Origin of the sequence: Micromonospora sp. DT48 (assembly GCF_049844495.1) — a bacterium.
Taxonomy (GTDB): domain Bacteria; phylum Actinomycetota; class Actinomycetes; order Mycobacteriales; family Micromonosporaceae; genus Micromonospora.
This window is the reverse complement of sequence record NZ_JBNCLE010000006.1, coordinates 297,767-310,451: the sequence shown is the minus strand read 5'-3', so window position 1 is coordinate 310,451 and position 12,685 is coordinate 297,767. Positions and strand designations below refer to the sequence as shown.

Here is a 12,685-nt window from a genome sequence, read left to right as displayed (position 1 = left end):
CGCGGTCGGGCGGACACGTCGGGGCGGGACGGACGGATCGCCGCTAATGGGGTCTTACGCCTATTGCCCTGGTCGGTCGGGCCGCCGCACCGTCGGCTGGGTGCACGGAGTCGAGCAGGCCGCCGCGTACCCGCTTGTCCTGTGCCGTCGGCCCGTGGGAGGTGAGCACGACGGGCACGCCCAACGCCTGCGCCACGGCCGTGGGCCAGTCGGCGGGCGGCGGATCGTCGTACACCGGTCTGGTCCGCAGTAGGCGGGCGGTGAGCGCGGCCTGCCGGTCAAGGTCTCCGGGTGGGCCCGGCAGCAGCGTGTCCAGATCGGTGTAGCGGCGGCAGATCCGCAGGTCGAGACCCTGGTCGACGAGATCGAGGTGGGTCAGCGCGAGGCCGTCGACCCCACCGGTGGCCGCCAGGGCGTACCCGTGGGCCACGGCGTCGAAGTGACCGAACCGGAAGCGGCCCTGCCACGGGTTCGTCGCGTTGTGCGGTTCGGCCAGCCCGAGCGTCGGGTCCTCGGTGACCAACGGTCCCGGGCCGTGTCGGGGGGTGACCGTCCGGAGCACGCCGAGCCGGGTCGCCGACCCCGCCAGACCGGCCTCGGCCAGCAGCCCTTCGGCGTTCGCGGTGGTGGTGGTGCTCCACGTCGTGTACGGGTGGAAGCCGTGCCACTCGTCCAGCAGCACCCCCTGCGCGCCCTCGAAGACGCACGTCCCGGCCCGCAGTTCCCCGGCGAGCCAACTCCGGTCGACGATCTCCACCCGTTCGGCGAAGGCCAGGTACGCGGGCAGGCAGTCGGCGACCGGCGGGGCGTCCAGCGGGCCGAGTTCGGCGCTGAGCCGGTCGCGTAGCGCGGTCAGCCGACGGCGCAACAGCTCCGGGTCGCGGCAGTCCGCCACCCGGGGCGCCTGGTCGGGGTGGGCGAGACCGTACGCGACGGCCTCGCCCACCCCCAGCCCGCAGGAACCGTGCCGGTCGGCTCCACGGGCCAGCTCCCGGGCCCGGTTCGCGGCCCGGTGGTACGGGGTGGCCAGCAGGGCCTCCCCGGCCACGGTCAACCGGTCGAACGCGTCGGGCACCCCGACGGTGGCGAGGTGGTCCGCCTCGACGGCCAGCGCCAGCGGGTCCACCACCACGTGCCGGGACAGGTGGGTCCGCACCCCGGGATGGAAGGTGCCGGCCCCGAACTGGGCGAACGTGTGGTGTCGGCCGTCGCGCAGCACGACGTTGTGTGCCGCCTGCGCACCCCCGTTGAACCGCACCACCGTCCGCACCGGCCGGGTGGCGCAGAGCCAGTCCACGACCGTGCCCTTACCCGCGTCGCCGTACCCGAGGTCGACCACGATCACGTGCCGCGGGGTCACCCGTACGCCGTTCACAGCCGGATGACTCCGCGACCGCTGGTCCGGTTGGCGGGCAGCCTCGACACCTCGGTCCGGGACCGTCCGGTCAACCGGGCGAGCGCCTTCGAGACGGTGCCGGTGGCGGCCGAACCGGCCCGGTCCAGGTCCCGCAGACCCTGGTCGAGATCGATGGCCTGCTCGCCGAGACCGATGGTGAGCGCGATGGTCTCGCAGACCGCGTTCAGGTCGTCCAGTTCCAGCGCCTGCTGGCCGAGCAGGTCGCGCCAGAAGTCGAGCACCTTGCGGTTGCCCGAGTAGTGGCTGCCGCTGGGCAGCAGGTAGTAGGTGTCCCACCGGCGGGTGACCTCGTCGACGATCCGCCGCAACGGCACGTCCTCGCGCAGGTCGTCGTCGATGAGCCGGGCCACCTCGCCGGACTTCACCTTCGGGTACGCCAGCTCGTCGCCGATGACGAAGAGGTAGCCGCGCCGGCCGCGCTTCTCCCAGCTGTCGGTGACCGTGTGCCGAGCCATGAAGTAGAGCGCCAACTCGTACGACTCCTGCATCTGGCCGCCACCGCCGCCCTCCAACACGATCCGGCCGAGGTCGTCGTCCATCCGGTTGTCGGATTCGAACTGCCCCACCTGCAACGGCACCCGGTCACAGGTGGCGTCCCCGATCGCGCCGAACATGATCTGCGGGTCGCGGGCGTACCCCTGTCGGAGCAGCAGCCCCAGCAGCTGCGGCAGCTTGGCCTGGAGAACGCGGGGTACGTGCCCCATCGAGCCGGTCACGTCGAAGAGGACCGCGACGGGGGTGGCGTGCGGGTGTTCCGCGCTGTCCCGGCTCTCCCGCACCACGCCGCGCGGATCCAGCGCGGGGTGCACCACCCGGGCTCCGCTGTCGCTGTAGGAGAAGGCACTGGTGCCGGTGGCCCGGCGGTACCGGTCGGCGGCGTCGTACACATCGGTGGACCATGCTCCGCTGCCCATGGCAGCCTCCTTAGGGGTTGAGGGTGAAGGGTCGGAAGGTGCGCGGTCCGTAGAGCCGGTGCAGCACCTCGTCGAGTTCGCGCAGCAGCAGCCAGGCGTCGTCGGGGCGGAACCGCAGGAACCGCTGCCGACAGCCCTGGGCGAAGTCGAGCAGTTGACGCGGCGCGCGGCGGCTCATCAGCCAGGTCATGCAGCGGGTGGCCATGAAGATGTCGGTGCCCGGCCCGGCCGGGCCACGGTCGAGGACCTCCTGCGGATACCAGGTGTCGTGATCGGGCACCATCGCCGGCACGGTGTCGCCGGGCTCGGTGGAGAAGCACCAGTCGACCAGCACCAGGCCGTGGGCGTCGGGGTCGATGAGCACGTGCGACGGCAGCACCGCACCGTGCACCAGGCCCGCCCGGTGTGCCAGGCCGAGGGCGACCAGCAGCCGTCGCCACATCCACGCCACGTCACGGGCGTCGAGCCCTTCCGGGTACGCCTGTTTCACCTCGACCAGGCTGTGCAGACCGGGCGCGGTGCCGAGCACGGTGACCCGTCGCTCCGCCCCGGTGTCGGCGTCGCGGTGGGTGAAGGTGTCGACCAGCCGGGGCACATACGGCAGCCAGCGCGGGTCCGCCCGCTCGGCGAGCGTGCGCAGGGCACGTTGCTCGCGGGCCATCAGGTCGTTGTCGGCCGCGTCCCGGGGCAGCTTGAGTAGCCGGTCCGCGCCGACGTCGTACAGGTCGGCGAGATCACCGGAGTACGCGGGCCGAGTGCACCGGTAACCGCGCAGCACGGTCACCCGCCGGGCCCGCCAGCGGGTGGTGACCCGGTGGAACGCGTCGATCGCGGCGGCTCGGATCCCCGGACCCACCCAACCCAGCCGGTCGGGGTGCAGGGCGACGACGAGTTCCCGGTAGCGCCGCTCCGGCGCGTCGACGCCGAACAGCTCGTCGTCGTCGCGGGCGGTGGTGACCAGGCGGATCGCCTCGTCGGTGGTCATCGCACCGCCTCCTCCCGCGCCGGGCGCAGCAGCGCGGGGTGCAGCAGCCGGGCGTCCCCGGCGCGGTAGAGCCGGGACCGGGGGCCGCCCCGGCTGCCGCCGCGCTCGGTGCTGGCGCCGGTGCTCTCCACGAACCCCGGCACCGAGAGCACCTTGCGGTGGAAGTTGCCGGCGTGCAGCTGATCCCCCCAGACCGTCTCGTAGACCGCCCGCAGCTCGGCGATGGTGAACTCGGGTGCGAGGAACCGGGTGGCCAGCGGGGTGTACTCCAGCTTGGAACGGGCCCGCTCCAGCCCGTCGGTGACGATCTGGCCGTGGTCGAAGGCGAGTTGGCGGTTGTCCAGCTCGGTGACCGGCACCCAGGTCGCCTCGGCGGCGTCGGTGCCGGCCGTCGCGTCCGGCAGGTCGGGAGCGAAGGCGAGGTGGGCGACCGAGACGACCCGCATCCGGGGGTCACGGTCGGGCGCACCGTAGGAGGCCAGTTGCTCGACGTGGACGCGGCGCAGTGGCTCGCCGTCGAGACCGGTCTCCTCGGCCAGCTCCCGCCGGGCGGCTGCGGACAGGTCCTCGTCCGGCCGGACGAATCCGCCGGGGAGCGCCCAGCGCCCGGCGTACGGCTGCTCGCCGCGCCGGATCAGCAGCAGGTGCAGAACGCCGTCGCGAATGGTCAGGGCGACGACGTCGACGGTGACCGCGACCGACGGGTAGGCACCCGGGTCGTAGGCGGCGAGGAACTCCTGCTCGTTCACGTTCAATCACTCTCATTCAGAGAACATCTCAAGCTGAGAAGAACCTAGCCCAAAAGAGAGGGCCGGGCAAGTGCCCGGCCCCGCTCACCTGATGGTGCCCACCAGATGTGGGCGACCACGCCGGTCATGCAGGTGGAAATCCCAGCCGGGTGGGGCCGCCGTGGCGCCGAAAGCCACCGTGCTGGGCAGCGGCACCGGCAGCTTGAACGCCACGTCCACCGTGTAGCTGTCCGGCAGGCGGCTCTCCAACGCCGCGAGACACCGCGCCTTGCTCCACATGCCGTGGGCGATGGGCCGGGGAAAACCGAGCAGCCGGGCCCCCAGCCGTGAGGTGTGGATCGGGTTGTGGTCGCCGGAGACCCTCGCGTAGTCCGTACCCACCCGGGGCGTGACCTGCCAGCGGGCGGTGACGGCCGGTGGCGCGGGGCGGTCGGCCGGGTCGCGCCGCTCACCGCCGCCAGAGGTGCGCTCCCGCCCGAGGTACGTCGAGACGCCGCGCCACACCTCCTCGCCGTCGATCGACCCGACGAGTACGACGTCCACCTGCCGACCCCGGTCGTGTGGGCGCAGGTTCTCCGCCCAGGTGGTGAAGTCCAGCCGGTCGGTGACGGTGACCGGCCGACGCACTGTGATCCGGTTGCCGACGTGCACCACCCCGGTCAGCGGGATCGGGAACTCCGGCATGGTGATCAGGCGCAACGCCAACGGAAAGCCCATGACGTGGGGGAAGGTGGCGGGCAGCCGGTCGGCCAGCCGGAACCCGCAGACCCGGTCGTAGTCGGCCAGCCGCTCCGGATCCACCGCCACCGCGCCCACGGCCAACTCGACCGCCGGCACCCCGACAGCACGTCGGCCACGCACCCCGGGCAGCGCGTTCAGCAGCGCACGACGGTACAACGGACCGGCCGCTGGCAGCCTCGGCAGCTCCACCCGGGCCCGCTCGGCCGGCTCCTGAAGCCGGGCGGCGTTCAACATCTCGGGTGTCAGGGGCTCGGTCGGACCGTCGATCAGCTCGCCGACCGACAGGTCGTCGGCCGGTTCCTCGCCGTTCCTGCGTCCGGCCATCACGCCCCCAGCAGGCTCTGGCCGCAGACCCGGACCACGTTGCCGCTGACCGCGCCGGACGCCGGCCAGGCCAGCCAACCGATGGTCTCCGCGACGTCCACCGGCAGCCCGCCCTGCGCGAGGCTGTTCATCCGGCGTCCGGCCTCCCGCAGCATCAACGGGATCCGGGCGGTCAGCCGGGTCTCGATGAATCCGGGCGCGACCGCGTTGACGCTGATCTGCCGCTCCCGCAGCGCCGGGGCGAGCGATTCGACCAGCCCGATGACCCCGGCCTTACTGGTGGCGTAGTTGGTCTGGCCCCGGTTGCCGGCGATCCCGGCGATCGAGGAGACACCGATGAGCCGTCCACCCGCCGGGATCAGCCCCCGCTCCAGCAGCAGGTCGTTGATCCGCTCCTGGCTGGACAGGTTGACGTCGATGACCTGGTCCCACCGGTCGGCGTCCATCCGGCCGAGGGTCTTGTCCCGGGTGATGCCGGCGTTGTGCACCACCACGTCCACCCGGCCGTGCCGACTGGCCAGGTGCTCGGCGAGGCGGCTCGGCGCGTCGGCGGCGGTCAGGTCGAGCTGGATGGCGCTGCCGCCGATCTCGTTGGCCACCGCGGCCAGCGCGTCCCCGGCGGCCGGGATGTCCAGCGCCAGCACCGTCGCGCCGTCGCGGGCCAGCACCCGGGCCAACGCCGCGCCGATGCCCCGGGCGGCGCCGGTGACCAGCACCACCTGCCCGTCCAGCGGGCGTTCCCAGTCGGCCGGTGCGGTGGCCTGGCCGGCACCGACCCGGATCACCTGCCCCGATACGTACGCGGAGCGACCGGACAGCAGGAACCGCAGGGTCGCCTCCAGGCTGGTCCAGGTGCCCGCGTCCGCCTCCCGGGTGACGTACACCAGCTGCGCGGTGATGCCCCGGCCGAACTCCTTGCCGATGCTGCGGGTCAGCCCCTCCAACGCCCGCTGGGCGGTCGCCTCACGCGGCGTGCCGCACTCCGCCGGTGGCGTGCCCAGCACGATCACCCGGCCGCTGGGCTGCACGGCCCGAGCCTGCGGGTGGAAGAAGTCGTACAGCTGACGCAGCTGGGTCGAGTCGGTGATGCCGGTAGCGTCGAAGACGAGGGCGGCGCTCTCCGGCGTACGACCGGTGGCCGGATCGGGCACGGCGGTGGCCGGATCGCGCAGGGCGAGCCCGGCGGCGGCCAGCGCCTTTCCGACCGGTTCGGTGAGCCGCCCGCCCTCGGCGGCACCGAGCAGGACCAGCCCGGGCAGGATCGGCTCGCCGGGCGTGTGCCGGCGCAGTCGCGGCGGATCGGGCAGCCCGAGGCGCTTGACCAGCGCCCGCCCGGCACTTGACTGGACGAAGCTCGCATACCTGTCGGTCATAGGCGTAGCCTACTGGCGAGTAAGAGAGACTGGCAGTAGGGCGGCGAACCATCTCCCGCCCATCCTGGTGCCAACCAGGTGAAACTGCGGGCGAGACTTCGAGGAGACGGATCGTGCAGAACGTTCGACGGGTCGCGGTCATCGGCGGCAACCGGATCCCCTTCGCCCGCTCCAACTCGCGTTACGCCAGCGCCTCCAACGCCGACATGCTCGGCGCGGCACTGGACGGGCTGATCGCCCGGTTCGGCCTGGCCGGGCAGCGGGTCGGCGAGGTCGTCGCCGGGGCCGTGCTCAAGCACTCGAAGGACTTCAACCTGACCCGCGAGGTGGTGCTCGGCTCGAAGCTCGACCCGCGTACCCCGGCGTACGACATCCAGCAGGCCTGCGGCACCGGCCTGGAGGCGGTCATCCTCGTCGCCAACAAGATCGCCCTCGGGCAGCTCGACGTCGGCATCGCCGGTGGCGTCGACACCACCTCCGACGCGCCGCTCGCCGTCAACGAGGACATGCGTCGCACGCTGCTCAAGCTCAACTCGGCCCGGACCCTCGGCGAGCGGCTGAAAATCGCCGCGAAGCTGCGCCCGGCCCAGCCGTTCAAGCCGGAGATCCCCCGTAACGCCGAGCCGCGCACCGGCCTGTCCATGGGTGAGCACGCCGCCCAGACCGCGCTGCGCTGGAACATCGACCGGCAGGCGCAGGACGAACTGGCCCTGCGCTCGCACCAGCGGCTCGCCGCCGCGTACGACCGGGGGTTCTTCGACGACCTGATGACCCCCTACCTGGGGCTGACCCGCGACCAGAACCTCCGGCCGGACACCACCCTGGAGAAGTTGGGCGCGCTGCGTCCGGTCTTCGGCGCGAAGGGGCCGGACGCCGAGCGCGCCACCATGACCGCCGGCAACTCGTCACCGTTGACCGACGGCGCCTCCACCGTGCTGCTGGCCAGCGAGGAGTGGGCACGGGAGCACAACCTGCCGGTGCTGGCCTGGTTCTCCTGGTCGGAGACGGGCGCGGTGGACTTCGTGCACGGCGACGAGGGTCTGCTGATGGCACCCGCGTACGCGGTGCCCCGGCTGCTCACCCGGGCCGGGCTCACCCTCCAGGACTTCGACTACTACGAGATCCACGAGGCGTTCGCCTCCCAGGTGCTGGCGACCCTGGCGGCCTGGGAGTCACCGGAGTTCTGCAAGGAGCGGCTCGGCCTGGACGCCCCGCTCGGTGCCATCGACACCGACAAGCTCAACGTGAACGGCTCCTCGCTGGCCGCCGGTCACCCGTTCGCGGCCACCGGCGGTCGGATCGTCGCCACCCTGGCCAAGCTGCTCGCCACCAAGGGCAGCGGACGCGGCCTCATCTCCATCTGCGCCGCCGGTGGCCAGGGCGTCACCGCCATCCTGGAACGCTGACCACCAGCCGTAAACCTTTTCCCGCCGGTGCACCGCTTCCCCTTCCGGCCGGCGGGTAGCTCTGCGGAAGCGGTGGCAGGGGCTTGTTCACGCTCCGTCATGCGGCCGGGGTCTGCTGTCTTCGCTTCGGGCCCTTTGCTCTGCTTCAACATGCGCACGACGCATTGATCAGTAGCGCGACACCGGGTCCTTAATGATCTAGGAACCTCCGGTGTGCACGAACCCCTGGGAGGTCCCGACATGAAATTTGTCGGCAAAGCGGGCATATGGGTTGGCGAGTGGACTCGTTCGTCAGCGACCACAAGCTATATTTCCAGGTCGGAAACCGCTGCACCCGCTCTCCGGAGCGGGTGAGGATCGCAACGAGTCGCTCTACGCGCGCAAACCCGCCGCTATGCGACGGGGCTGCACCCGCTCTCCGGAGCGGGCGAGGATCGCAACAACGAGACGGTCCTGACCCCGGCGATGGAGGCGCCCTGGCGCGGAACCCACGATGTGCCCGGCCGTGGGCGCGTACGGAAGAATGTGCCCGTGACGACGATCCCGAACGTGCTCGCCCACCGGTACGCCTCGCCCGAGCTGGTCGCCCTCTGGTCGCCGGAGGAGAAGGTACGCCTGGAACGCCGGCTCTGGCTGGCTGTGCTCCGGGCCCAGCGTGACCTCGGGGTGCCGGTGCCGGACGGGGTGGTCGAGGCGTACGAGCGGGTGCTCGACGAGGTGGACCTGGCCTCGATCGCGCAGCGGGAGCGGGTCACCCGGCACGACGTGAAGGCCCGGATCGAGGAGTTCAGCGCGCTCGCCGGGCACGAGCACGTGCACAAGGGGATGACCTCCCGGGACCTCACCGAGAACGTCGAGCAGCTCCAGGTGCGCCGCTCGTTGGAGCTGATCCGGGACCGGGTGGTGGCGACGCTGGCCCGGCTGGCCGGGCACGCCCACGAGTACGCCGACGTGGTGATGGCCGGGCGGTCGCACAACGTGGCGGCGCAGGCCACCACGCTGGGCAAGCGCTTCGCGTCGGCCGCCGAGGAGCTGATGATCGCGTACGAGCGGTTGGAGGACCTGATCGCCCGGTACCCGCTGCGGGGCATCAAGGGGCCGGTGGGTACCGCCGCCGACCAGCTCGACCTGTTCGACGGTGACGCGGACAAGGTCGCCGAGTTGGAGCGTCGGGTCGCCGAGCACCTGGGCTTCAGTCGGGTGCTGAGCAGCGTCGGGCAGGTTTACCCCCGGTCGCTCGACTTCGACGTGCTCGCCGCGTTGGCGCAGACCGCCGCGGCACCGTCGTCGCTGGCCACCACGATCCGGTTGATGGTCGGTCAGGAGCTGGCGACCGAAGGGTTCAAGCCGGGCCAGGTCGGCTCCAGCGCGATGCCGCACAAGATGAACACCCGCTCGTCCGAGCGGGTCAACGGCTTCGCGGTGATCATCCGGGGCTACCTGTCGATGGTCGGCGAGCTGGCCGGTGACCAGTGGAACGAGGGGGACGTCTCGTGCTCGGTGGTGCGCCGGGTGGCCCTGCCGGACGCCTTCTTCGCCGCCGACGGGCTGTTCCAGACGTTCCTCACCGTGCTGGACGAGTTCGGCGCGTACCCGGCGGTGATCAACCGGGAGTTGGAGCGGTTCCTACCGTTCCTGGCCACCACGAAGATCCTGGTGGCAGCCGTCCGTCGGGGGGTGGGCCGGGAAACCGCCCACGAGGCGATCAAGGAGCACGCGGTCGCGGTGGCGCTGGCCATGCGCGAGAAGGGCACCCCCGACAACGACCTCTTCGACCGCCTCGCCGCCGACACCCGCCTCAACCTCACCCGCGCCGAGATCGACGCCCTGGTCGCCGACCGGGCCGCCTTCGTCGGCGCCGCCCCCGCCCAGATCCAGGCAGTCACCGCGAGAATCGCCAAGATCGTCCAGTCCCACCCCCACGCCGCCACCTACTCCCCACCCCCCATCCTCTAACCCCACCCCACCCCACCCCCATTGCCGCGTTGATCAAGAAGTTTTGGTCGCGCCACGCCGGGTGAGAAGGCGAAAACTTCTTGATCAACACGGCAATGGGGGTGGTGGTGGGGGGTTAGTCGCGGGTGGGGGTCTCGGCGGCGGTGGAGAGGTTGGGTGCGCTCGCCGGTTCGGCGATGGCGCCGGGTTCCTCGGCGAAGGCCGGGTCCTGGGCGGTTTCCGCGGCCACCAGGGGCTGGTCGGGAGGCATGACGTCGGGCACTTTGGGCACCACGATCACGGCGGTGCCGTAGGCGCAGATCTCCATCCACATCTCGCCGCAGTCGCGGCTGTCGAACCGCATCCCCACCACGGCGTTCGCGCCGAGCCGCCGGGCCTCCTCGCCGAGGCGGGCGACCGAGTCGGTACGCCAGCGGGTGAGGTTGTCCGGCGCCATCGGGTCGTACGCGCCACCGCGCAGGTTCTTCACCCCTTCGCGGTACGGGTTGCGCGTCCTGGCCATGGAGGAGACCACCTCGCCGAGGATCTGGCGGATCTCATAGCCGGGAAGTAGATCCGTCGTCACGACCAGCACGTTTCCGATGCTGGCAGGCGCAGCTACGACACATCGTGAGCCCTGTTCACCTACTCGGATGATGAAAAACCGCGCGGCGCGGACGGCGGGCGCAGGGCCCACCATCCGCGCCGCCGGGGGCGCTAACCGTCAGACGCCGGAAACGGAGCGGATCCAGGCACGGTTGTATGCGACGCTGCCGTAGTTCTGGATGCTCTGGCCGTCGGCGGTGGAGGCCACCCCGACCTGCTGACCGTTGTAGAACTGCGGGCCGCCCGAGTCGCCGCGCCACGCGTTGCCGTTGATCCGGGTGCTCCGGATCGCCTGCCCGCCGTACGCGTCGCTCACGTTCGTGCTGGTGACCCGGACGCTCGCGGTCTTGAGCTGGGTCGACGCCGAGCAGCCGCTGTAGCAGGTCATGCCCCAGCCGTAGATCGAGTTCGTCGAGTTGACCGGCGGGTTGCTGGAGGCCAGCGTGACGTAACTGGTGCTCACGGAACTGGACAGCCGCATCAGCGCCAGGTCGTACCGACCGTAGGTGGCGCTGACCGTGCGGGTGACGCCGCCGGAGGAGCGGTAGACGCTGCCGACCCGCACCGACATCGTGCCGCCGAGGCAGTGCCGCGCGGTGAGCACCCACTGCGGCGCGATGATCGTGCCGGAGCAGGTGAACGAGCCGTTGCTGAAGACCGCAGCGGCCCATGGCGCGGAGGAGACGGTGCCGCCGCCGATGATGTAGGGGGTGACGGGCGAGGCGACGGCGCCGGAGCTGGCGCCGAGCACGCCGGCCATGGCGGTGGCGAAGACCGCGATCAGAGATCTGATGCGCATCGGAGGGCTCCTTCGGGGTGCACAGGACCCGGGTTCGCCGGGCCGACCTGTGGTGGCGGACGGGGGTTATCCGCCACCAGTGACGTCGTCAAATCGACATCTGACGATGTACGGTAGGGCCCGGTGGGGTGTTTCACAAGAGGTTCATTGGAACAACTCGATGTAACAGTTGGATTTCCCGTGGCCGGTCGGACGCGCGACCGGTGGCGCGTCCCGCTGCGCTGGTCGTGAACCGGGCCGACCGGGGTCAGCCGGCAACGAAGCCGTATCGAGATCGCAACGAACCCGTATCGGTGGCGTTCGGCCCGTGCGGGTAGGGTCGAGCGGCACTCCGGCGGCGTCCGGCCGGTGCGGCTGGCGCGGCATCTGCCAGGTAGGCTGGCTGCGCTCGCCCGTTGTGGGTCGGCACCCAACTGCGTACACAGTCAGGAGTGCCCAGTGCCTCGCGTCGTCGTCGACGTCATGCTCAAGCCCGAGATCCTCGATCCTCAGGGCCAGGCCGTCGCAAACGCGCTGCCCCGGCTCGGCGTCAACGACGTCGCCTCGGTACGGATCGGCAGGCGGATCGAGATCGACTTCACCGGTGAACCGGACCTGGACCGGGCCCGGGAGATCGCCGACAAGCTGCTCGCGAACCCGGTCATCGAGGACTTCACGGTCCGCCTGGTCGAGGCCGACGAGCCCGTGGAAGCCCGGCCGTGACCGCCCGGATCGGTGTGGTGACGTTCCCCGGTTCGCTGGACGACGGGGACGCGGCCCGAGCCGTACGGATCGCCGGTGCCGAACCGGTCCGCCTCTGGCACGGTGAGCCGGAGTTGCACGGGGTGGACGCGGTCGTCCTGCCCGGTGGCTTCTCCTACGGCGACTACCTGCGTTGCGGTGCCATCGCCCGGTTCGCGCCGGTGATGGAGAAGGTGGTCGACGCCGCCGGTGCGGGTATGCCCGTGCTGGGCATCTGCAACGGCTTCCAGATCCTCTGCGAGGCCCACCTGCTGCCCGGGGCGCTCACCCGCAACCAGCACCTGCACTTCCGTAACCGCGATCAGATCCTGCGCATCGAGGCGACCGGCACCGCCTGGACGAACGCGTTCCAGCCGGGTCAGGAGGTGCTGATCCCGGTCAAGAACGGCGAGGGTTGCTACGTCGCCGACCCGGCCACGCTGGACGCGCTTGAGGCCGAGGGTCGGGTCGTCGCGCGCTACGTCGGCGGCAACCCCAACGGGTCGCAGCGGGACATCGCCGCGATCACCAACCAGGCCGGCAACGTGGTCGGCATCATGCCGCATCCCGAGCACGCGGTGGAGGCGCTCACCGGCCCCTCCCTCGACGGCCTCGGCTTCTTCACCTCGGTGCTGAAGCACCTGGTGGGGGCCCCGGCGTGACCGTCCGCGGCGGGATCATCGGTCGGCTCACCCGCCCGTCGGGCGGCGAGCGCA

12 protein-coding genes are annotated in these 12,685 nt (G+C 71.4%); 4 read left to right on the top strand and 8 right to left on the bottom strand.

Going from position 1 to position 12,685, the window contains the following annotated elements; all coding sequences use genetic code 11:
* Positions 1-43: 43 nt before the first annotated feature.
* From ACLQ2S_RS07465 to ACLQ2S_RS07440, 6 genes are all read right to left on the bottom strand, one after another.
* Complete coding sequence (locus ACLQ2S_RS07465) at positions 44-1,360, bottom strand: adenylosuccinate synthetase (protein ID WP_425701384.1); 1,317 nt, start codon at positions 1,358-1,360, stop codon at positions 44-46.
* An 11-nt stretch (positions 1,361-1,371) separates the two neighbouring features.
* Positions 1,372-2,331, bottom strand: coding sequence for a hypothetical protein (locus tag ACLQ2S_RS07460; RefSeq protein WP_425701383.1), 960 nt, complete (start codon positions 2,329-2,331; stop codon positions 1,372-1,374).
* A gap of 10 nt (positions 2,332-2,341) precedes the next feature.
* Positions 2,342-3,316, bottom strand: a complete 975-nt coding sequence (locus ACLQ2S_RS07455; protein ID WP_155217168.1) for a serine/threonine protein kinase — start codon at positions 3,314-3,316, stop codon at positions 2,342-2,344.
* Positions 3,313-4,071, bottom strand: coding sequence for an NUDIX hydrolase (locus ACLQ2S_RS07450; protein WP_155217170.1), 759 nt, complete (start codon positions 4,069-4,071; stop codon positions 3,313-3,315). Before ACLQ2S_RS07450 ends, ACLQ2S_RS07455 begins: the two co-directional genes overlap by 4 nt.
* Positions 4,072-4,149: 78 nt before the next feature.
* Positions 4,150-5,040, bottom strand: a complete 891-nt coding sequence (locus tag ACLQ2S_RS07445) for a MaoC/PaaZ C-terminal domain-containing protein (RefSeq protein ID WP_425701437.1) — start codon at positions 5,038-5,040, stop codon at positions 4,150-4,152.
* An 89-nt stretch (positions 5,041-5,129) separates the two neighbouring features.
* Entirely contained in the window at positions 5,130-6,503 is a 1,374-nt protein-coding gene (locus tag ACLQ2S_RS07440) for a 3-oxoacyl-ACP reductase (RefSeq protein WP_425701382.1), read from the bottom strand.
* Between the two features lie 113 nt (positions 6,504-6,616).
* Here ACLQ2S_RS07440 and ACLQ2S_RS07435 point away from each other — a divergent pair, with 113 nt between their 5' ends.
* Together ACLQ2S_RS07435 and purB are read left to right on the top strand one after the other, a co-directional pair.
* Positions 6,617-7,909, top strand: coding sequence for an acetyl-CoA C-acetyltransferase (locus tag ACLQ2S_RS07435; RefSeq protein ID WP_425701381.1), 1,293 nt, complete (start codon positions 6,617-6,619; stop codon positions 7,907-7,909).
* 531 nt (positions 7,910-8,440) lie between these two features.
* A complete protein-coding gene (gene purB, locus ACLQ2S_RS07430) occupies positions 8,441-9,865 on the top strand; it encodes an adenylosuccinate lyase (protein WP_425701380.1) in 1,425 nt (474 codons plus the stop codon).
* 115 nt (positions 9,866-9,980) lie between these two features.
* Here purB and ACLQ2S_RS07425 read toward each other — a convergent pair whose 3' ends face one another.
* Positions 9,981-10,544 carry a YbjQ family protein gene (locus ACLQ2S_RS07425; RefSeq protein ID WP_425701379.1) on the bottom strand — a complete coding sequence of 188 codons (564 nt, stop codon included), beginning with the start codon at positions 10,542-10,544 and terminating at the stop codon, positions 9,981-9,983.
* Positions 10,545-10,568: 24 nt separating this feature from the next.
* A complete protein-coding gene (locus tag ACLQ2S_RS07420; protein ID WP_425701378.1) occupies positions 10,569-11,249 on the bottom strand; it encodes a S1 family peptidase in 681 nt (226 codons plus the stop codon).
* 438 nt (positions 11,250-11,687) lie between these two features.
* Here ACLQ2S_RS07420 and purS point away from each other — a divergent pair, with 438 nt between their 5' ends.
* Together purS and purQ are read left to right on the top strand one after the other, a co-directional pair.
* Positions 11,688-11,951 carry a phosphoribosylformylglycinamidine synthase subunit PurS gene (purS, locus tag ACLQ2S_RS07415; RefSeq protein WP_309223082.1) on the top strand — a complete coding sequence of 88 codons (264 nt, stop codon included), beginning with the start codon at positions 11,688-11,690 and terminating at the stop codon, positions 11,949-11,951.
* Positions 11,948-12,631, top strand: a complete 684-nt coding sequence (purQ, locus tag ACLQ2S_RS07410; RefSeq protein WP_425701377.1) for a phosphoribosylformylglycinamidine synthase subunit PurQ — start codon at positions 11,948-11,950, stop codon at positions 12,629-12,631. The genes purS and purQ overlap by 4 nt, the downstream gene beginning before the upstream one ends.
* Positions 12,632-12,685 lie beyond the last annotated feature (54 nt).